This is a genomic window from Arthrobacter sp. SPT-J7 (assembly GCF_059089965.1).
In genome coordinates this window covers 1-18,155 of record NZ_JBNHFF010000044.1, presented here as the reverse complement: position 1 = coordinate 18,155, position 18,155 = coordinate 1, and the positions used below count along the sequence as shown (strand labels likewise).

Genomic DNA, 18,155 nt, shown 5'->3' with positions numbered 1-18,155 from the left:
GGCCGGGCCGGCTTTACGCGCAGGCGGAACGGTCTCGACGACGGCGACCACGGCCTGGGTGCCGGCCGGCCCGACGCCGGTAATTGCCGCCAGCCGGACGGAGTCCAGGCGTTCGATGGCCTGTTCCGCGCCGACCGGCGTCACCACGGCACCTGGCGCCGTCACAACATGGGCGAGGCGGCCCTCCACCCACAGCCGGCCGGCAGCGTCGAAATGCCCCACATCGCCGGTGCGGTGCCACCCGGGCAGGCTGGCGCTCTCCCGCTGGGTCAGCCACAGCCGGTCATAGGCTTCCTTGACGTGCGGGGCGCTGACCAGGATTTCGCCGGTCACCCCGGCCTCAGTGACGGGCTGGGACCCGCGTGCGGTGCCATCTTCGGACAGTGGGACGATGGCCACCCGGGCGCGATGCACCGGCCACCCCACGCACACACCGTTGCCTGCTCCCGGCACCGTGCCCGCGGCAGCCTCGGCGTCGGCGGCCTGGATTTGTTCGAGGCTGATGTCGGTGACAGGGAGCGTCTCAGTCATCCCGTACGGGGTGTGCAGCGAGGCCTTGGGCATCAGCTGCTGAACCTCGGCCAGAAGCGGCTCCGGGACGGGGGCGCCGGCAGACAGCAGCAACTCGATGCCCTGTAAGGCCTGATGCCCTGCGGCACTCAACCCATCCCGGTTGGCGAGGACATTGCGCAACGCGGCGGGCGAGGCGAAGACCGCCGAAGCGTCTATCGCCGCGGCGGCATCAGCGAGCGCACTGGACGTCAAGGTTCGTGGCGCGGTGACGTCCATGGCCGGCGTCACGGACACCGCCCCGAGCGCCGGTCCCAGCAGGGCAAACGGTGCGAAGCCCGCCACCAGCCGGGCACCGGAACGGATTCCGAGGGTTTGGGCCACCGTGTCCCGCATCGCGGCCAGCTGCCGGTGGGTATAAAGCACACCTTTGGCGGGGCCGGTGGAGCCGGACGTGAAGAGGACGGCGGCCGGGGCATCCGGGTCCACGGCGTCCGGCAACTGAGCGGAAGCGCGTGCGGCGCCGGATCGGGCCAGGGTTTCGAGGGAAGTTTCGACGCCCAGCATCCGACGGCGGGCGGCGGGGAGCTCCCGCACACTGATGCGGCGTCCCGGCCAGCCGAGCACGGAGGCAGCCGCGAGCGCCTTGTCGATTCCGATAAGGAAGTCTGGGGTGGCACCTTTCACGGCGCGGCTCAGTCCCTTGGTTCCCAGTCCGGCGTCGGCCACCACCACCACGGCGCCCAGCCGCAGGCAGGCGTAGAGGGCTACCGTCAGGTCCACCCCGGGCGGAACCATCAGGCTCACCCGGCTGCCGCTTCCCACTCCGGCTTCCTGCAGCCCCGCGGCGAGGTCCAGGATGTTCCGGTCCAGCTGCTGCCAGCTGAGCTTGCGGGCCACCGTTCCGTCCGGCGCCATTTCCGCGACGGCGGCCTCTCCTCCTGCCGGCCCTGCCGCCTGCTCGCCGAGCAGGCCCCACAGGGGCCGGAAGGCCGGCAGCTCCGGCTCGCTCACGTTCGGCAGGTCCTGGCCGTAGGGTGTTAGGTCCTCCGCTTCCGCGGAATTGCCGTCGGCACTAAAGTTCTCCGCGAGCCACTGGAAAACCGGCGCGGCGATGTTCCGGTCTTCCGCCACGAGGTGGCCGGCGCCTTCGAAGCGGTGCACGTCGGCGTGCGGAAGCCTGCTGATGAGGTCCTTGAGGTACCGGTCCGAAAAGATGGGATCCCTTGGCCCCCAGAGCATCAGCGCCGGGACCGTCAACCCGTGCAGCCCTTCCGCCACCCCCGTAAGCGCAGGAAAACTGGGATGGGAGGCATTCACGGGAATGTCCGCCACAAAGTTCCCCACCCCGGCCCGGCGGTCGGCTCCGCGGTAGGGGGCCATATAGGCGTTGCGGATGCCGGCGGGCAGCGGCGGGTGGGCCAAGGAGTGCGTCACCCGCAGAAAGGCGTCCGACGTCGTGGTTCCCCACTTGTGCACGGCGGGGTGCAGGGCCAGGCGCAGGGCGGGCGGGATTTCCGCATTGGAGGGCTGGTGGACGGCAGTGTTGGTCAGCACCACACCGGTGAGGAGCTGCGGGTGTGCCAGTGCCCAGCCCAGGCTGATCACGCCGCCCCAGTCGTGGCCCACCGTCACCACAGGTCCGTCCAGGCCGAGGGCGTCCGTCAGGTCACCGAGATCGTTGATCCGGTCGGCCAGCCGCCGGAAGGTGCCGGTGCGCTCCGAGTAGCCCATGTCCAGCTGGTCCACCGCCACAACGCGCCACGGGTGGGTTGGATCCGAACCGGCGGCCAGCAGCGTCCGCCACAAATAGGACCAGGTGGGGTTGCCGTGCACGCACAGCAGGGTACCGGCGGGAGCCAGGCCGAGGCGGGAGAGCTGGGCGCCATTGTCCAGCAGGTGCCAGCGGCGCACATCGGCGTCGGACGTGGACGCAACCTCGATTTGGCGGGACCATTCCGGGTCCACGCCGGGCCAGTCCGCGGCTACCAAACGATTTCCATCATGGCGGTGTTCAGCCCGGATCCGACACCCATACAGAGGACCCGGTCCCCCGCTTCCAGGGATTGCGCTTCGGCGGCAAGGGTCATGGGGAGGGACGCCGGGCCCACATTGCCCCAGTGCGGGAACGTGATGGGCACCTTGGCAGGGTCCAGGTCGATGGCGTCGATTATGGCCTGCGTGTACGCATTGCTGACCTGGTGCGTGACGTAACGGTCCATGTCGGCCCAGTCCCACTCGGGCCGGGCTTCGTGCCAGGCGTCGACGACGAGCTGGAGGCCACCGTCGAGCAGGCCTTTTGTGTCGGTAGCCATGCCGTCAATGCCGCCCACGCACAACTCGTGGTGTTCGGTGCCGGCGCGCATTACCCCGCCGACGATCCGGTGCGCGCCGGGGTGCTCGTCCGCCGGGCCCAGGACGGCGGCGGCAGCCCCGGAACCCAGGGTAAGGGTGGCGAACTCCCGGTTGAAATCCTCGCGTGTGGTCTCGGGCCGCTGGAGGCGGGCCAGCGTGGCCTCCTGCGTTGCCTCGGCATCTTCGGCGTTGACGATCATCGCGTACTTGATCTGGCCGGAATCGATCATGTTGGCCGCCAGGGTCAGGCCGTTCACGAATCCCAGGCAGGCGTTGGCCAGGTCGAAGTTCATGGCCGACGACGGCAGGCCCAGTCCGTGGTGGATCTTCACCGCGACGGACGGTTCCAGGTTCCGCCGCGTGACCGAGGTGTTGATCAGCAGGCCCACCTCAGAAGGTTCGACGCCGGCCTCGGCGAGGGCCTTCGCGCCCGCTTCCGCGGCAGCGTCATCAAAGGACGTCCCGGCCGCCCACCAGCGGCGGTGCGTGACGCCGGCAACCCGCTCGAGCAGCCGGGGCGGAAACTTCAGCCGCTGCAGGGTCGAAGCCAACCTGCGGTCGAAATCCGTGGAGCTCACGATCCTCGGAGCCTCCACGCTGCTTACCGAAAGCAGCGCGGTGTTGCTGTGCCGGAATGTTGCATTTCCTGCCAATTCAAGCCCCTGTTCGTGTCCGTCCTGCAGCCATGCGCTGACAGTACGTTAGCCGACTGACCCGAGACGCGATGGTAAGCATGCTTAGGATATGTTACAGGCGGATCCACGGGCCGCCAACCGTGGTTTTGGCGGCAGGCCTCCTCGGCATGGCTGCCAGGAGCGCGGCCTGCTCATTCAAATAGTGGCGAGGGCGCCCCTGGCACTTTCCACCAGAACATGGGTGCCCGCCTGGACATGGACCACTTCACCGTCAATCTGGCAGGGAACAGCATTGCGCGTGGTGAAGGAATAACTGCTGACACTGGGCTGATGCCCCAAACCCAGCGTGACGGCCCGAAGGGTCATCAGCGCCATCTTCCAGCGCCCGGCATGAGGCAGCGTCACCACCTCGAAGTGCCCATCGTTGGGATGGTGCGACTCGCTCACCGTCCCATACTTCGCCATCCGGGAAATGTTGGCCAGGATAAGGCTGTCGAACTGCGCGGTGGCCCCGTCGTCCCGCACCAGCTCGAACGGCCTGAGGTGGGAAAGCGTCCGGGCCACGGAGATGAGTTCGAGGACTTTCCCCTTTCCGCCCTTTTCGATTCCGATCGCCATCAACGGCGTCAACCCGAACCCCACATAGGAGTGGGCGTACTGGACCTGCTCCCGCTGTGCACCGCGGAACGTTATGCGCAAAAGGTCAATGCGGCGGATACGGCTCGCGCGGATGGCCTCCGTAAGCGTCCTTACCGGCATGCTCCTGTGATGATCATTGGCATTGCCTGCAGGGAGCACCGTGCAAACCGTGTTATCGGCAGGAACGTCCATCACGCCGTTGACCACCTCGTTGTACCCACCGTCGCCGCTGACCGAAACGATGAGCGGGAACCCGTTCAAGGCCGCGGACCGCGCCAAGTCACGGGCGTGCCCCGCAAAGTCCGTGGGCAGCAGCTCGACGGGCAGGCCCGGCAGATCCGTGGCGATCTCCTGCTGCAGGGCATCAATCCGTGTGGCCATTCCTGCCTTGTTCGGATTGAAGATCAGGACCACCCGGTCAAAGGGGGCGGCAGGTGTCCGGTCATCAGTCAAGGTGCGCATCCTCCCAGGCCCTGTTTTGGTCAGGTCCAGCCTAGCTCCGGACAGGCTCGTCCCACATAACCCTGGCCGCTGTGGCCGCTTCGGCATCCCTGCCGTCGCCGGCGCCTGAAAGTTCAGCGAGGCCAGCGTCGGCGGGCAGCGTCAGAAGGCCATGCGTTCGGTGGGACCGTACCAAGCCGGCCTTCCGTGGCCGAACAGGACAAGCCGTGGCTGGAGGTCTGCCAGGCGGCGCATGGATTCCCGGTTGCGCTCGGGCGACCACGTCAGGATGCCTGGCGGCTTTGAGAGGCCGCGGAGATTGAAGAAGACGTCCCCGCAGATCAGCACCCGGTCCGCTTCACGCCACAGGGCGACGTGTCCTGGCGTGTGCCCGGGGACATCAAGGACAGTAAAACCAGCGACGTCGTCACCCTCCTTCAGCAGCCGGTCCACCTGGTGTCCTGGCGCCATTTTGTACTTTCCCATGAGCCGGGACAGCCGCGCCGGCCCCGTGACTGCCTTGCCTGATTCGACCGACGGGGCGTCCGCTGCCCCGGCCCAGAGCGGAATGTCGAGCTTGGTGCAGATGGAACGCGACGAACCGAAGTGGTCAGGGTGGGCGTGGGTAACCAGGTTCGCTTCCAGGGTGAGCCCGCGCGTCTGGCGCAGGATGCGGCGGCTCGCTGCCACAGTGCCTGCGTCCACGAGGATGTCTTCCACGAGGTAGACGTTGATTTTGTTGCGGGGAAAACCGGCCAGCTGACGGACTCCTGGGGCAAGCTCGAACATACGATGCCTCGCTGTCTCTGTTAAGCGTTTCCTGCAAGGATGGGCCGCCGTCGTCACATCTTCAAGGCTGGACACTCCGCGGACGGTTCAGGTACGGGTGGGAGGTCCCGGTGAAACCCCCTAGCCTTGGAACATCGGACACAGAGCCTCATAGCTGTTCCCTGGTTCCTGTGCCGGTCACCCCTCTTTGGACCACCCTGGAAAGGAATGCACTCATGCGGATACTCGTGGTCGGAGCCGGAGCCACAGGCGGGGCCTTCGGTACGCTCCTGCAGGAAGCGGGCCGGGACGTCACGTATCTGGTGCGGCCGCGCAAGCAGGAAGTCCTTCGCCGGGACGGGCTACGCTTCATCTCCCCCACCGCTGACCGGACGCACCCCGTGCAAACCGTCACCGCCCCTGACGGGACAGGGACCTTCGATCTGATCCTCATCACGGTCAAAGCCACGGCATTCGAGGGCGTGCTGGGCGAGCTGGGCGCTTTCGTCGCGCCTGGAACCGCCATCATTCCCATCCTCAACGGCATGGCCCATGTGGACCGCCTTGAGCAGCTGTACCCGGGACAGGTGCTCGGCGGCCTGGCCCGGATCGTCGCCACTCTTGACGGCGATGTGGTCCGCCAGCAGACGGCCCTGACCTCCCTTACGGTGGGCGGGCTTGATGGAAACGCTGTTCCTGCGGAAATTTCCAAGGCCCTGGACGTGCCCGGCGTCGACTTTTCGGTGCCCGACGACGTAATGGGCGCGCTGTGGGAGAAATGGGCATTCATCGCGGCCGCGGGAATCGTCAATTGCCTGTTCCAGGCGCCGGTTGGCAGGATCATCAGCGCCGGCGGGCGGTCAAAGATTCTGGAGGCCATCGCTGAAACAGAAGCGGTGGCGGCCTCGGCAGGATATCCCGTTTCCGACGCCGGCCACGGGCAAGCGGTAGGTTTGCTCACCGAACCCGGATCGGCCTTCACGTCCTCCCTGTACCGGGACCTCAAGGCCGGGCTCCCCTCGGAAGCCGAGCACATCCTCGGTGACCTCGCCCGGCGAGCGCGGGACCTCAACGTCCCGACGCCGCTGTTGGACCTCACCCTCATCCAGATCAGGGCGCGCCTCCCGCTCTGAAGGCAGCGGTCTACTCAACCATTCCGGGATGCACTGGAACAAAATCAATTTTGTTGCCGGAGTTCGTCCGGCCTGCAGACGTCCTGGAGTATCCGCGCGCGTCGAGGTCGTTCTTGGCGCGGAATTCGGCGAGCGCTGCATCGTAGGCCTTGTTCAGGGCCAGGCCTGAGAACTCCCCCGTGCTGCCGTCGGTGAAAGTGATCCTGATGCGGACGCTGGCCGGGTAGTGCCGGTTCATCCGGATAAAGCCTTCTGCGTCCTGCTGGAGAGTAATCACGGGAATCTGCTTTCGTTATGGGATTAAACTCCAGTGTGGCGCAGATCGTGCGCCTTGCGTACCACCCCAGGCCGCCCTCGGACTGGCCCTTGATGCCCGAATGGACCAACACCGATAATTTGTGCAACACTTCACAGGTTTGTGTGGTGCGCGCCACGACGTCCACCGACTACGCGCAACACTAAAGCGCCTCACCCACGCTCTTCCTTGGAGGGAACCCACACTCATGAGCGATGTTTTATCCGCCATCAACAACGTGATCTGGAGCGACTGGCTGGTTTATCTTTGCCTCGCCACCGGTGTCTACTTCTCCATCCGTTCACGCTTCCTGCAGGTGCGGCACGTCAAAGGCATGATCGAGCAGCTGGTCCGGGGTGAGAAGTCCGCTTCCGGCGTCTCCTCCTTCCAGGCTTTGGCGATGTCACTGTCCGGCCGCGTCGGCACCGGCAACGTCGCCGGTGTCGCCACCGCGATCGCCTTTGGCGGACCGGGTGCCCTGTTCTGGATGTGGGCGGTCGCTTTCCTGGGCGCGTCGACGTCGTTCATCGAATCGACCCTGGGCCAGATCTATAAAACCCGCGACCCGCTCACCGGCGAATACCGCGGCGGCCCGGCCTACTACTTCTCCCGCGCCTTCGCCCACACCAAGGGCGCCCGCTTTTTCAAGGTCTACGGCTACGTCTTCGCCGCCGTAACCGTCCTCGCCTGCGGCGTCCTGCTGCCGGGCGTCCAGGCCAACTCGATGGCCACTGCGATCAGCGGCGCCTGGACCCTCCCGTCCTGGACTGTTGCCCTCGGCTCCGTCATCCTCCTGGCGTTCGTTATTATCGGCGGCGTCAAGCGCATCGCCAATGTGGCGGCGTTCGTGGTGCCGTTCATGGCCCTGGGCTACATCATCCTTGCCCTGATCGTCGTCTTCATCAATGCCGCCCAGCTGCCGGGAATCCTTTCCCTGGTGTTCCGCAGCGCGTTCGGCATGGACTCGGCCCTCGGCGCCGTCATAGGCCTGGCCGTGATGTGGGGCGTCAAGCGCGGCGTCTACTCCAACGAGGCCGGCCAGGGTACGGGCCCGCACGCCGCGGCCGCGGCCGAGGTGTCCCACCCGGCTAAGCAGGGCCTGGTCCAGGCCTTCGCCGTTTACATCGACACGCTGTTCGTGTGCTCGGCCACCGGCTTCCTGATCCTCTCCACCGGCGCCTACCGCGTCTTCTCGGGAGGCACTGAGGACGGTGAGGTCCTGGTTGAGGGCGGCCTGCTCTCTGCCACGGCCGTTGTCGGGCCCCAGTATGTGCAGACCGGGTTCGACTCCGTCTTCCCCGGCTTCGGCGCCGCGTTCATCGCGGTCACGCTGATCTTCTTCTGCCTGACAACGGTCATTGCCTACTACTACATGGCGGAGACCAACCTGCGCTTCCTCGTCGGCAACTCCTCCAAGAAGCTCATTCCCGGTGTCCGGGCCAGCGTGGGCCGCGTAACCACCATGGCTTTGCAGGTGGCGATCCTCGTCGCCGTCGCCTACGGCTCCGTTAACACCGCCGCCGACGCATGGGCCATGGGCGACATCGGCGTGGGCCTCATGGCATGGCTGAACATCATCGGCATCCTGGTCCTGCAGAAGCCAGCCCTCAAGGCCCTCAACGACTTCGAACGGCAGCAGAAGCTCGGCCTCGATCCGGTGTTCGACCCGAAGCCGCTCGGCATCATCGGGGCCACCTTCTGGGAGTCCTACAAGCCGGCTGGTCGGGAAAGGGAATCCGCGAAGATGTAGCACGGCGCGCATGGCAAGATGCCCGGCTCTTCGAGGCCGGGCAGGGTGCAAACAGAAGACCCCGGGATGCATCATCCGGGGTCTTTTGTTTGCCGCGGCTCAGCCCATGATGAGGTTCAGGATAAACAGCAGCGGGATGGACCCCGCCCATACCGCCGTGGTGATACCTGACCAGCCCCGGAGCGCGGCAGTGCCCTCGAGTCCGGTGAAGCGGGTAACCACCCAGAAGTAGGAGTCATTGAAGTAGCTCAGGATCATTGAACCGGCGGTGCAGGCCACCGCGGCCACCAGCGGGTCGATACCCAGCGTGCCCACCAGCGGTGCTGTGACGGAGGCAGCCGTAATCATCGCCACCGTACCCGACCCCTGGGCCAGCCGGACAAGCGTGGCTACCAGGAACGGGACCAGGAAGGCAGGCAGTGCGGTGCCTGCAATCGCCTCGGCCAGGGCATCGCCCACACCTGAGCTGCGCAGCACCTGCCCCAGCGCGCCGCCCGCACCCGTGATCAGCAGGATGAGGCCGGCAGAGGCAGCAGCGCTGGCAAACCAGCCCTGGACTTTGGTGCGGGGCGTCCACCGTGGCAACAGCACGTAGACGGCCAGCAGCACGCCAATGATCAGTGCGATCACCGGGTTGCCGATGAAGAGGAAGGGAACAACCCAATCCGAGGGCTCGTAGTCTCCGCCGACAACCCCCTGCGCGTTCTGGTCGATTGCGCCCGTGACGGTGTTCAGGACGATCAGCAGCAGCGGCACCAGCAGCGGCAGTGAGCCGACAAATGCGCTGACCCGGTGCTCCTTGGCGCCGGGAGGCGGGGTGCCCAGTTCCAATTCAGGACCCTCGGGAAGTTCCGTCCGGGCCGCACCGCCCTCACGGTCAGCGGGGGCTGTCCCCGGGGTGTCCTCCAGGGTTCCTACTCCCCCGCCAACCCGTGCCGTCCGGCCGTACACCGCGGTGCGGACTTCCTCGTTGATGGAGGTTTCCAGCTTGGGACCCATCCATTTCGCATACACAACCACAATCGGGAGCAGGAGGACGGTGAAGACCAACCCCGTGAGGATGACTGCCCCCAGGTCCGCGCCCAGCAGGCCGGACACGGCCAACGGGCCGGGGGTCGGCGGCACGAGGTGGTGCGTCAGGGTCATGCCCGCGCCCAGGGCCAAGGCCAGGGTTACATAGCCTGCCCGCTCCACCCGGGCAATGGAGCGGGCCAGCGGGTTCATGATCACGTAACCGGAATCGCAGAATACCGGGATGGATACCAGCGCGCCGACGCTGCCCATCGCCCAAGGCTCCCTGCCTTTGCCGAACAGCCGAAGGAAGGCCAGGGCCAGCGCGTGCGCGGCGCCGGAGACCTCGAGGATCTTGCCGATGGCAACTCCAAGACCTATCACGATGCCAATGGAGGCGAGGGTGTTGCCGAAGCCGGTAGTGATTGCGCTGACGATGTCCAGTGGGGCCTGGCCTGCCACAAGGCCGGTCACGAGGGCGGCTATGAGCAATGCTACGAAAGCGTCAAGCCGGGTGCGGAGCACGAGCACGACGATTGTGGCGATGCCCAGTACCAGCGCAAGCAGTAGTTGTAAGTCCACGTTGATGCCCTCCTTCGGTAACAAAGGCTCAGGCGGTCTGCCCGGGCACTCCTCGAAGGACGCCAACGTTCCGGCGGAATTGACTCCATCGAGTGACGAGTGCCACACTATCCGCACCCAAGGCCCCTCACAAGCTCCACCACCACTGTTCGCAGCCCTGCGGCAACCACGAGTGCTTTATCAGTGACCAGGAATCAACCCAGGAGTTGAAACAGCATGACCGAAACTGCCGAATTGCCCGCCGAACGCACCGCGGTCCTTACCGGAGCCGCCTCCGAACGCGGTATTGGACGCGCCACGGCCGACCGCTTGGCACGAGAGGGGTGGAACATCGCCATCCTGGACATAGATGGTGAAGCAGCCGCCGCGGCGGCAAAGGACATTGGGGACAAGTACGGCGTGAAGGCGCTCGGCCTGCAGGCGGATGTTTCGGATGAAGCTTCCATCGACGCCGCTATCAGCCGCGTGGAGGCTGAACTGCCCCCCATTGTGGGCCTGGCGAACATCGCCGGCATCAGTTCCCCGCGCACCTTCATGGAAGAAACCAAGGAAGGCTGGGAACGCGTCTTCGCGATCAACATGACCGGCACTTTCCTCGTCACCCAGCGCGTCCTCAAAGGCATGATTGAGCGCAGGATCGGACGGATAGTCAGCATCTCGTCCATCTCGGCCCAGCGCGGCGGCGGCACCTATTCCAAGGTCGCCTACAGCTCGGCCAAGGCCGGCATCATCGGATTCACCCGGGCGCTGGCACGCGAGATGGGCGAGCACGGTATAACTGTCAACTGCATTGCTCCCGGGCCCGTGGACACGGACATCATGGGCGGCACCCTGACCGAAGAGCGGAAAAAGGACATGTCCAAGGACATCCTGGTGGGCCGGGTAGGAACAGTGAAGGAAGTAGCTGCCTTGATCGCCTTCCTCATGGGAGAGGACGCCGGCTACATCACCGCGGCAACGTACGACATCAACGGCGGACTGCAGATTTCCTAGGCAGGTTCCACCTCAGGCAGCGGTGGAAATGACGGGCCGGATACCTGGCAATTCTGGTACTCAACCACAAATGTGATACTCCGGTACGTATGTCTTCATCAAAATCGTCCACTACGGGATCAGCGGCCGAAGAACGCAGCGCCCGCATCGCCGTCACGCTCTTTCCCCTCCTGATCCTCGCCGGCGGAGCGGTGGCACTTACCGCGCCAACAGCCTTCACCGGCCTGGCCCCCTGGATCACTCCCCTGCTGGGAGTCATCATGTTCGGCATGGGCCTGACCCTCACGCCTCCTGACTTCGCTGTCATCGCAAAACGGCCGGTCCCAGTAGTTATCGGTGTTGTGGCGCAGTACGCCATCATGCCCCTGCTGGGCTGGCTGATCGCGGCGGCGCTCGGCTTGCCGCCGGCCCTGGCCGCGGGCGTCATCCTGGTGGGCTGCTGCCCTGGAGGAACGGCGTCGAACGTGGTGTCCTACCTTGCCAAGGGCGACGTTGCCTTGTCTGTTGCCATGACAACTGTTTCCACCCTGCTTGCTCCGCTGTTGACCCCCGTGCTGGCACTGTGGCTGGCAGGCCAGTACATGCCGGTGGACGCAGGTTCGATGGCGTGGTCCATCGTCCAGGTTGTGCTGATCCCTGTGCTGCTGGGACTTGTGCTTCGCACCTTCCTGCCGCGCCTGGTCACCAGGGCGCTGCCTGCCCTCCCCTGGATTTCCGTCCTCGCCATCACCCTTGTAGTGGTCGCGGTCGTCGCCGGAAGCGCGAAGGCAATCTTCACTGCCGGCTTGCTGGTCCTCGCCGCCGTCATCCTGCACAACGGCCTGGGGTACGCCCTCGGCTACGGCGCGGCCCGCCTGTTCAAGCTGCCCGTTCCGTCCAGGCGCACCACCGCAATCGAGGTCGGCATGCAGAACTCAGGCCTGGCAGCAGCACTGTCACGGCAGTATCTGACTCCCGAATCGGCCCTGCCCGCCGCCATCTTCTCGGTGTGGCACAACGTCTCCGGTGCGGTCCTCGCCGCCTACTGGCGCCGCCGCAGCAGCACTCCTGCCCTGCGCGACGGCGAATCAGCTCCGGTGGCTGTTACCGAGTAAGTTCCCGGGACTGGAACAGGCCACACAAAAAAAGCGCCTGCCGCCCCTTTCTTCAGGAAAGGGGCGGCAGGCGCTTTGTTGCTTTTGCGTGGGTTAGCCGACGCGGGTGTAACTGATTTCCGTCTTTCCTGCCGGAGCAGAATGAAGCGTCACGTACGTGCCCTGGGCTTTGTTGGCATTGCCGGGAAGGACGCCGGGCAGCGAAACGTAGTTTCCCTCGACGCGGACTGGAACTTCCCGGTCAGCCGGGAGGCTGACGTAGCTGCCGCCACGCGGTGTGGAGTTGTTGACGGTTGTTCGAGTTTCCTGGGTTACGGCCAGTTCGGACTGCAGAGTCATGTGATCTCCTGTGGTTGTGGGGGCTTTCCGGCGTCGCCGATGCTGGTGCAGTACCTCCTGCGCCATTCGGAAGGGGGCGCGGGCGCAAGCATGGGCAGTCAGACGCGGCGGCCGACTGCCGGCACGCTGGGACGTTAACCCTGCGGCAGCACTCAAGGGCTTCGGCGGCCTACCAACAAGTCTACGAAATTAATATGAGGAACTCACAATAAGGTGCTTGATCTCACGGGGGTTCGTCCCCGCCGTTCCCGTGACAGCTGCAAGTGTTTGTTTTCCGGTGGTCCGCGCAATACCGTGAAGGGACGGTCGGCCGAAGCAGGTGCAGCCATGCGGACTATTTCGCGGTTATGGCGCTGCCTGCTGCTGTCCTTGCTCCTGGCGGGGGTCCTCAGCGCTTCCACTCCCGCGATGGCAACACCGCCCGCCCGCGCTCCCACTGGCTTCGCGGACTCTGCCCAACCCTACGCAGCTGTGGACTCCTTCCTGCGGGAACAGCTCGAAACCCTGGGGATTCCCGGTGCCGCGGTCGCCGTCGTACGGGATGGAACCCAGGTGCACGCCGCCGCTTTCGGCCGCGCGGACCCCACCGGACGGCCAATGACCGCCCAGACTCCGGTACTGCTGGCCTCCACCAGCAAGTCACTGACGGCCATCGCCGTGATGCAGCAGGTGGAGGCAGGGCGCCTGCGGCTGGATGAGCCGGTCCAGACCTATCTGCCCTGGTTCACCCTGGATGACCCCCGTTCGTCGGCGATTACCGTCCGGCACCTGCTCCATCAAACAAGCGGCATGTCAGCCAAGGACACGGCCTTCGAAGCGTCACTGCATCAAGACCCGGCAGCCCTTGAAGAAGCGGTGCGCGCACTGGCCAGCTCTCCGCTGGCAGGAGAACCGGGGCAGCGTTTCCACTATGCCAGTGCCAACTACAACGTCCTGGGCGTCCTGGTGCAGACCGTCGCCAAGCAGCCCTTCGGGGACTATCTGGAACAGCACGTTTTCGGTCCACTGGAGATGGTCCACAGCCATCCGACGGCGGCTGCGGCCAGGGAGGACAGCGCGGCTGCGGGGTATTCCCGCTGGTTCAGCTCGTTCTGGCTCCAAACCGAGGTCCCGGCACCCATCGCCGGAATGCCCTCCAGCACCATGTACTCCTCCGCCGAAGACCTGGGCCACGAGCTGGTTGCACTGCTGAACGGCGGCTCATACGGTGATGCCCGGATCCTGGAGCCCGGGAGCATTGCGGAAATGTTCGAGGCCCGGACCCGGGTGGATGAGGCGAAGGGCTACGCGATGGGCTGGTACACCCGGCCGCTCGTGGAGTCTCTGGATCCCGCTGCCCCCGCCCCGGCCGGGGAATTGCCGCTGCTCCTGGAGCACCAGGGGGAATGGGGCAACAGCCACACTTACCTGGCCATGGTTCCGGAGTCCGGCCTCGGCGTCGCCCTGGTCATCAACGGCAATGACACCGCCGCCCCGTCCCGGCTCAAGGCCATCGACACCAACATCCTGCGGATCCTCCACGGGCAGTCCCCGTTGCCGGCCGTTGTGCATGAGGACTGGCTGCAGCGCTACAGTTGGGCGGTCTCGCTGGCGCTGCTGCTGGCCGAACTGCTCAGTCTGTGGCTGGCGCTCTCGGTCCTGCTCCACGGCCGGTACGGTGCCGGCAAGCGCGGAGCCAGCCTGGGGTGGGCCGTTGGCACCCTGGCGCTCGACGCCTTCGCCCTGTGGCTGTGCCTCAGCTACGCACCCGCCCGGTTCGACACTGACCTCCTGGTGATCATCCGCCAGTTTCCCGACGTCGGCGTCTCACTGGTGCCCGTACTCGGGCTCGCTATCGTCTGGTCCATCCCGCGGACAGTGTGGCTGCTCGCTACGATTCGGGCAACCGCACCCGCCGCCCGCGGGATTTCCAAACCGGAGCCGACTTCCACTTAAGGAGGCCCGCGACGGGAGCCTGCCACCGTCGTCGTGATATCCGACGGCGGGCCTCAACCTTCCCCGGCTCAAGCTGCTGCCGAGGGTTCGGATGTACAGCCCGTCAGATCCGGCCGGCAGTAAGGTCCGGGGCATCAAACTCGGCTGCCTCTTGGGTCCGGCCATTCGGCGAGGACATGGGCACATCACTGACCTTCCTCAGTGAGCGCACGACGCCCAACCCAACGATTACCAGCAGACCGGCAACCCACCACGCCTTCCTCGACGTGCGCCCTCCAGCCTCAACCGGATCAGAATCAACGATGTCTGCAGTCGCTTTCGGTGCCACCCGCTTCAGGCGTTCCTGGACCCGGGGAGTCAATGTCTCCACTCCGCCCGCAAGCTCGTCAGCGAGCTGCCGCACCAAGGCCTGCAGGCGCGGGGAGGCAGTTTCGATGCCTGTATCAAGACCGGCCACCGCTCTTTGCAGTGCAGCCTGGACTCCCGGGGTGGCCCATTCCCTGCCCTTGGCCAGGTGGGTCAAGAGGTTCTCGGAAAGACGGTGGATCTGCTCAGTTTCGGTCATGGAATGTGCCGCGCGCATGCTGCCTCCTGGGTGTGATCGGTCCCCATAGCCTACGGCGGGCAGCGCCACAGATACAGGCTCCAGCGATATTCGGTGGCCTTTGCATGAAGTACCGGGACGACCGTCCGTTCTGGAAGGCCGGTTGTGTCAGCGGGCAGCACAAAGGTTACTTACCAGCGAGTAAATTCATCAGGTAAACTTATTGGAGGAATTGTTCGGCCAGCAGCGCCCGGTTCCACTCCCCTCCCCCTTGAATGGAACTTCTCTTAATGTCCTCCGCGATTTCCGCGCCGGCACCCCAGCGTTTCCCGCTGGCCGCCATGATGGTTTTGGCCACCATCGCCTTCACGGCCATCACTACCGAACTGCTGCCGTCCGGCCTGCTCCCGCAGATCAGCACGGCACTCAATGTCTCCGAGCCGGTGGCGGGCTACCTCGCCGCCGCCTACGCCGCCGTCATTGTGGTCACCGTGGTACCCGCCGCGCGGCTGCTGGCCAACGTACCCAAGCGGCCTTTGCTGGTGGCACTTGTCCTCACCTTCGCCCTCAGCAACGCCCTCGTGGGCCTTGCGCCCGATTTCACGTTCGCGATGGTGGCACGGCTGGTGGGAGGCCTGGCGCACGGACTGCTCTGGACCACCATGGCCCCGTATGTCACCCGAGTGGTCCCGGCCGACAAGGTGGGGAAGGCCCTGGCCATCGTCTTCAGCGGCAACAGCCTGGGCCTGGCCATCGGTGCCCCGATCGGCACCGCGCTGGGCACGGTCCTCGGCTGGCGTGCGGCGTTCCTTGCCCTCGCCGGATTCGGGGTGCTCCTGGCCGTTCTGGGCTTTCTGTTCCTCCCGTCCGTCCGGCGCGGCGCCGGCGAGACACGTCCCTCCATGCGCGCTGCCATCGGGCAGCCCGGTGTCAAGCCCGTTGCCATCGCCTGGCCGCTGCTGATCCTGGCCCACTTCGCACTCTTCACCTATATCGCCCCGTACATCCGCGACGCCGGCCTGCCCGACTACGCCATCAGCCTCTCGCTCACGGTTTTGGGCGTCTCCGGCCTGGTGGGCATCTGGATCGCCGGGCTCACCGTGGACTCGCACCCGCGGCGTTCGCTGCTGATGACGACGGCGGCAATTGCCGTGTCGCTGCTCCTTTTGCCTTTCGTGGGCGGCAGCCTGCCCTTCGCCCTGGCGCTGATGACAATGTGGGGCGCGGGAATGGGAGCCATCGGCATCTACAACCAGTCGGCAATCCTCCGCGCCGGCCGGGAGAACAAGGACGCCGCGAACGGGCTTACGGTCCTCACGATCCAGCTGGGCATCACCATCGGCGCCCTCTACGGCTCCGCCGCCCTGGTGGTGGCCGGCCCTCTGCTGGTCCCGGCCGCCGCAGCCCTGCCGGTGATCGCGGCACTGGTCATCACGTACGCCGGCCGGAAGGCGGCTTACCCTCCGGGCCCGCGCGAGTCCACCTGGAAGCGGCCCCGGCCGGTCCGCGAGCGCGAAAGCACGCACTAACCGGCGAGGCGGTTCCGCTTCACTGAGCTGCTCCCGGCACGCCTGACTGGGCGCGTTCACCCCCACGTCTGACATCTCGAGCGATTCCGGATCCTCAAAGCCGATCAGGTCCGGCTTCGGGGCCGCGACGCAGCCATGGCACACCCAGCCGGGACTTTATCTGGATGGCGACGGCGGTGGTTCCCCCGGAGCGGGCGTCCTCGCTGTTTTTTCTGAGGACAGCGACGAAGGCTGGCGCGGTTGCAGTGCCTGCAGCCCTTGTTGTTAACCCGCGGAACACCGCCGTTAACCCGCCCTCCAACTCCCCGCACCTAACACGCAACCTGCCCTCCCTAGCGTTGGCGGGTCACCGGCGAATAGCCGGTTCCCCGTCATCCCAGGAGGATCCATCCATGCGCACAGTCCTGACTGCTGCGGCAACCGCCGCCCTGATCGCCGCCATGGCGAGTCCCGCCGTCGCCGCCCCTGAGAACGAAGCCGCCGCGCCGTCGTCGAACGCTGCCGGAGCCGCCACGTCCGCCCTGAAGGTAACCGAGCGCAACGGCTCCTTCGATCTGCAGAGCCACCGCGGGGGCCGCGGCGAATGGACCGAAGAGTCCCTGGCCGCATTCACCAACTCCCTGGCGCTGGGCGTTACCACCTTGGAACTGGACACGCACCTGACCGAGGACGGCAAGGTCATCGTCTGGCACGATGACACCATCCAGGCCGCCAAGTGCATCGACACCGCACCCGCCACCGCCGGCGACCCCGAGTTCCCGTACGTGGGCGACCGTGTGGCCGAGCTGTCCCTGGCCCAGGTTAAGACGCTGAACTGCGGATTCGTGCAGCTGCCCGGCTACCCGGAGCAGGACGTCATCGAGGGCAACCGGATCGCCGAGCTCAAGGACGTCTACCAGCTGGTCCGCGACACTAAGGCCGCGAAGGTCCGCTTCAACGTGGAGACCAAGGTCGAAAGCAGCGAGATCGGCGGCGCCGGAATGGAGTCCCTCACCCGGGCCGTGGTGGCGGAGATCCAGGCATCCGGCATGGCGGACCGGACCACCCTGCAGTCCTTCGACTGGTCCTCGCTGAACCTCACCAGGGACATCGCACCGGAGCTCCCACTGGTGGCGCTCTCCAGCGGTGATGCCTGGATGGGCGTGGGCCAGCCCGGCGCCAGCCGCAACCTGGGCGGCATCGACATCGACGACTACGACGGTTCTCTGCCCAAGGCCGCGGCTGCCCAGGGGTACGACGTCGTCTCCCCCACGTTCCGCTCCGTCACCCCCGAGATGATCGCCGAAGCCCACGAACTGGGCCTGCCCGTTATCCCGTGGACCGTGAACACCACTGCCGATATGGAGCACCTGATGGACCTGGGCGTGGACGGCATCATCACCGACTACCCCACCCGCCTGCGCACCCTCATGGCGGAGCGGGGCCTGAAGCTGCCGAAGGCTTACGAAGTCAAGGGCTGACTCCCCCTGCGTGTCCGGCCCGGCGGCAGCTTCCCCAAGCTGCTGCCGGGCTTTTCCATTCGGTAGTGTCTGTTCATGGACAGCGACACCCTGCTCAATTTCCTGTTGGTCCTCTTTTTTGTGCTGCTCGGCGGGGTGTTTG

At 65.9% G+C, this 18,155-nt stretch carries 15 protein-coding genes; 7 read left to right on the top strand and 8 right to left on the bottom strand.

The genetic code is table 11. The features are described from left to right. From AC5RWX_RS21275 to AC5RWX_RS21260, 4 genes are all read right to left on the bottom strand, one after another. Positions 1-2,502 (bottom strand): alpha/beta fold hydrolase (locus tag AC5RWX_RS21275; RefSeq protein WP_494098297.1); only part of this gene is annotated, 2,502 nt, incomplete at its 3' end. Further along, on the bottom strand, positions 2,496-3,518 hold the full coding sequence (locus AC5RWX_RS21270; protein WP_494098296.1) for a 3-oxoacyl-ACP synthase III: 1,023 nt from the start codon (positions 3,516-3,518) through the stop codon (positions 2,496-2,498). The genes AC5RWX_RS21270 and AC5RWX_RS21275, both read right to left, overlap by 7 nt. 177 nt (positions 3,519-3,695) lie before the next feature. Next, on the bottom strand, positions 3,696-4,601 hold the full coding sequence (locus AC5RWX_RS21265; RefSeq protein ID WP_494098295.1) for a diacylglycerol/lipid kinase family protein: 906 nt from the start codon (positions 4,599-4,601) through the stop codon (positions 3,696-3,698). A 141-nt stretch (positions 4,602-4,742) separates the two neighbouring features. Next, entirely contained in the window at positions 4,743-5,369 is a 627-nt protein-coding gene (locus AC5RWX_RS21260) for an MBL fold metallo-hydrolase (protein ID WP_494098294.1), read from the bottom strand. A gap of 215 nt (positions 5,370-5,584) precedes the next feature. Here AC5RWX_RS21260 and AC5RWX_RS21255 point away from each other — a divergent pair, with 215 nt between their 5' ends. Further along, positions 5,585-6,481 (top strand): ketopantoate reductase family protein, encoded by an 897-nt coding sequence (locus tag AC5RWX_RS21255; protein WP_494098293.1) that lies wholly within the window; start codon positions 5,585-5,587, stop codon positions 6,479-6,481. Between the two features lie 10 nt (positions 6,482-6,491). Here the strand turns inward: AC5RWX_RS21255 and AC5RWX_RS21250 are convergent, their stop codons facing one another. Continuing rightward, a complete protein-coding gene (locus tag AC5RWX_RS21250; protein ID WP_494098292.1) occupies positions 6,492-6,758 on the bottom strand; it encodes a hypothetical protein in 267 nt (88 codons plus the stop codon). Between the two features lie 226 nt (positions 6,759-6,984). Between AC5RWX_RS21250 and AC5RWX_RS21245 the strand changes: the two genes are divergently transcribed. Then, complete coding sequence (locus tag AC5RWX_RS21245; RefSeq protein WP_494098291.1) at positions 6,985-8,526, top strand: alanine/glycine:cation symporter family protein; 1,542 nt, start codon at positions 6,985-6,987, stop codon at positions 8,524-8,526. 99 nt (positions 8,527-8,625) lie between these two features. Here the strand turns inward: AC5RWX_RS21245 and AC5RWX_RS21240 are convergent, their stop codons facing one another. Next, on the bottom strand, positions 8,626-10,119 hold the full coding sequence (locus AC5RWX_RS21240) for a GntP family permease (protein ID WP_494098290.1): 1,494 nt from the start codon (positions 10,117-10,119) through the stop codon (positions 8,626-8,628). 216 nt (positions 10,120-10,335) lie between these two features. Between AC5RWX_RS21240 and AC5RWX_RS21235 the strand changes: the two genes are divergently transcribed. Continuing rightward, positions 10,336-11,112 carry an SDR family NAD(P)-dependent oxidoreductase gene (locus AC5RWX_RS21235; RefSeq protein WP_494098289.1) on the top strand — a complete coding sequence of 259 codons (777 nt, stop codon included), beginning with the start codon at positions 10,336-10,338 and terminating at the stop codon, positions 11,110-11,112. An 89-nt stretch (positions 11,113-11,201) separates the two neighbouring features. Next, positions 11,202-12,206: a bile acid:sodium symporter family protein gene (locus tag AC5RWX_RS21230; RefSeq protein WP_494098288.1), complete on the top strand. Its 1,005-nt coding sequence runs from the start codon at positions 11,202-11,204 to the stop codon at positions 12,204-12,206. Positions 12,207-12,299: 93 nt separating this feature from the next. Here the strand turns inward: AC5RWX_RS21230 and AC5RWX_RS21225 are convergent, their stop codons facing one another. Next, positions 12,300-12,545 carry a hypothetical protein gene (locus AC5RWX_RS21225; protein WP_494098287.1) on the bottom strand — a complete coding sequence of 82 codons (246 nt, stop codon included), beginning with the start codon at positions 12,543-12,545 and terminating at the stop codon, positions 12,300-12,302. Between the two features lie 327 nt (positions 12,546-12,872). Here AC5RWX_RS21225 and AC5RWX_RS21220 point away from each other — a divergent pair, with 327 nt between their 5' ends. Further along, positions 12,873-14,480 (top strand): serine hydrolase domain-containing protein, encoded by a 1,608-nt coding sequence (locus AC5RWX_RS21220; RefSeq protein WP_494098286.1) that lies wholly within the window; start codon positions 12,873-12,875, stop codon positions 14,478-14,480. Between the two features lie 103 nt (positions 14,481-14,583). Here the strand turns inward: AC5RWX_RS21220 and AC5RWX_RS21215 are convergent, their stop codons facing one another. Continuing rightward, the gene (locus AC5RWX_RS21215; RefSeq protein ID WP_494098285.1) at positions 14,584-15,063 is read right to left on the bottom strand and encodes a hypothetical protein; all 480 of its coding nucleotides are present in this window, start codon (positions 15,061-15,063) and stop codon (positions 14,584-14,586) included. Positions 15,064-15,314: 251 nt separating this feature from the next. Here AC5RWX_RS21215 and AC5RWX_RS21210 point away from each other — a divergent pair, with 251 nt between their 5' ends. Continuing rightward, positions 15,315-16,553: an MFS transporter gene (locus AC5RWX_RS21210; RefSeq protein ID WP_494098284.1), complete on the top strand. Its 1,239-nt coding sequence runs from the start codon at positions 15,315-15,317 to the stop codon at positions 16,551-16,553. A gap of 392 nt (positions 16,554-16,945) precedes the next feature. After that, positions 16,946-18,013 (top strand): glycerophosphodiester phosphodiesterase family protein, encoded by a 1,068-nt coding sequence (locus AC5RWX_RS21205; protein WP_494098283.1) that lies wholly within the window; start codon positions 16,946-16,948, stop codon positions 18,011-18,013. Positions 18,014-18,155: the final 142 nt, after the last annotated feature.

What these genes read in the sequence shown, in the direction of transcription:
- AC5RWX_RS21265 (WP_494098295.1), bottom strand. Translation starts at nt 4,601, where the DNA reads ATGCGCACCTTGACTGATGACCGGACACCTGCCGCCCCCTTTGACCGG.
- AC5RWX_RS21260 (WP_494098294.1), bottom strand. Translation starts at nt 5,369, where the DNA reads ATGTTCGAGCTTGCCCCAGGAGTCCGTCAGCTGGCCGGTTTTCCCCGC.
- AC5RWX_RS21255 (WP_494098293.1), top strand. Translation starts at nt 5,585, where the DNA reads ATGCGGATACTCGTGGTCGGAGCCGGAGCCACAGGCGGGGCCTTCGGT.
- AC5RWX_RS21245 (WP_494098291.1), top strand. Translation starts at nt 6,985, where the DNA reads ATGAGCGATGTTTTATCCGCCATCAACAACGTGATCTGGAGCGACTGG.
- AC5RWX_RS21235 (WP_494098289.1), top strand. Translation starts at nt 10,336, where the DNA reads ATGACCGAAACTGCCGAATTGCCCGCCGAACGCACCGCGGTCCTTACC.
- AC5RWX_RS21230 (WP_494098288.1), top strand. Translation starts at nt 11,202, where the DNA reads ATGTCTTCATCAAAATCGTCCACTACGGGATCAGCGGCCGAAGAACGC.
- AC5RWX_RS21225 (WP_494098287.1), bottom strand. Translation starts at nt 12,545, where the DNA reads ATGACTCTGCAGTCCGAACTGGCCGTAACCCAGGAAACTCGAACAACC.
- AC5RWX_RS21220 (WP_494098286.1), top strand. Translation starts at nt 12,873, where the DNA reads ATGCGGACTATTTCGCGGTTATGGCGCTGCCTGCTGCTGTCCTTGCTC.
- AC5RWX_RS21215 (WP_494098285.1), bottom strand. Translation starts at nt 15,063, where the DNA reads ATGCGCGCGGCACATTCCATGACCGAAACTGAGCAGATCCACCGTCTT.
- AC5RWX_RS21210 (WP_494098284.1), top strand. Translation starts at nt 15,315, where the DNA reads ATGTCCTCCGCGATTTCCGCGCCGGCACCCCAGCGTTTCCCGCTGGCC.
- AC5RWX_RS21205 (WP_494098283.1), top strand. Translation starts at nt 16,946, where the DNA reads ATGCGCACAGTCCTGACTGCTGCGGCAACCGCCGCCCTGATCGCCGCC.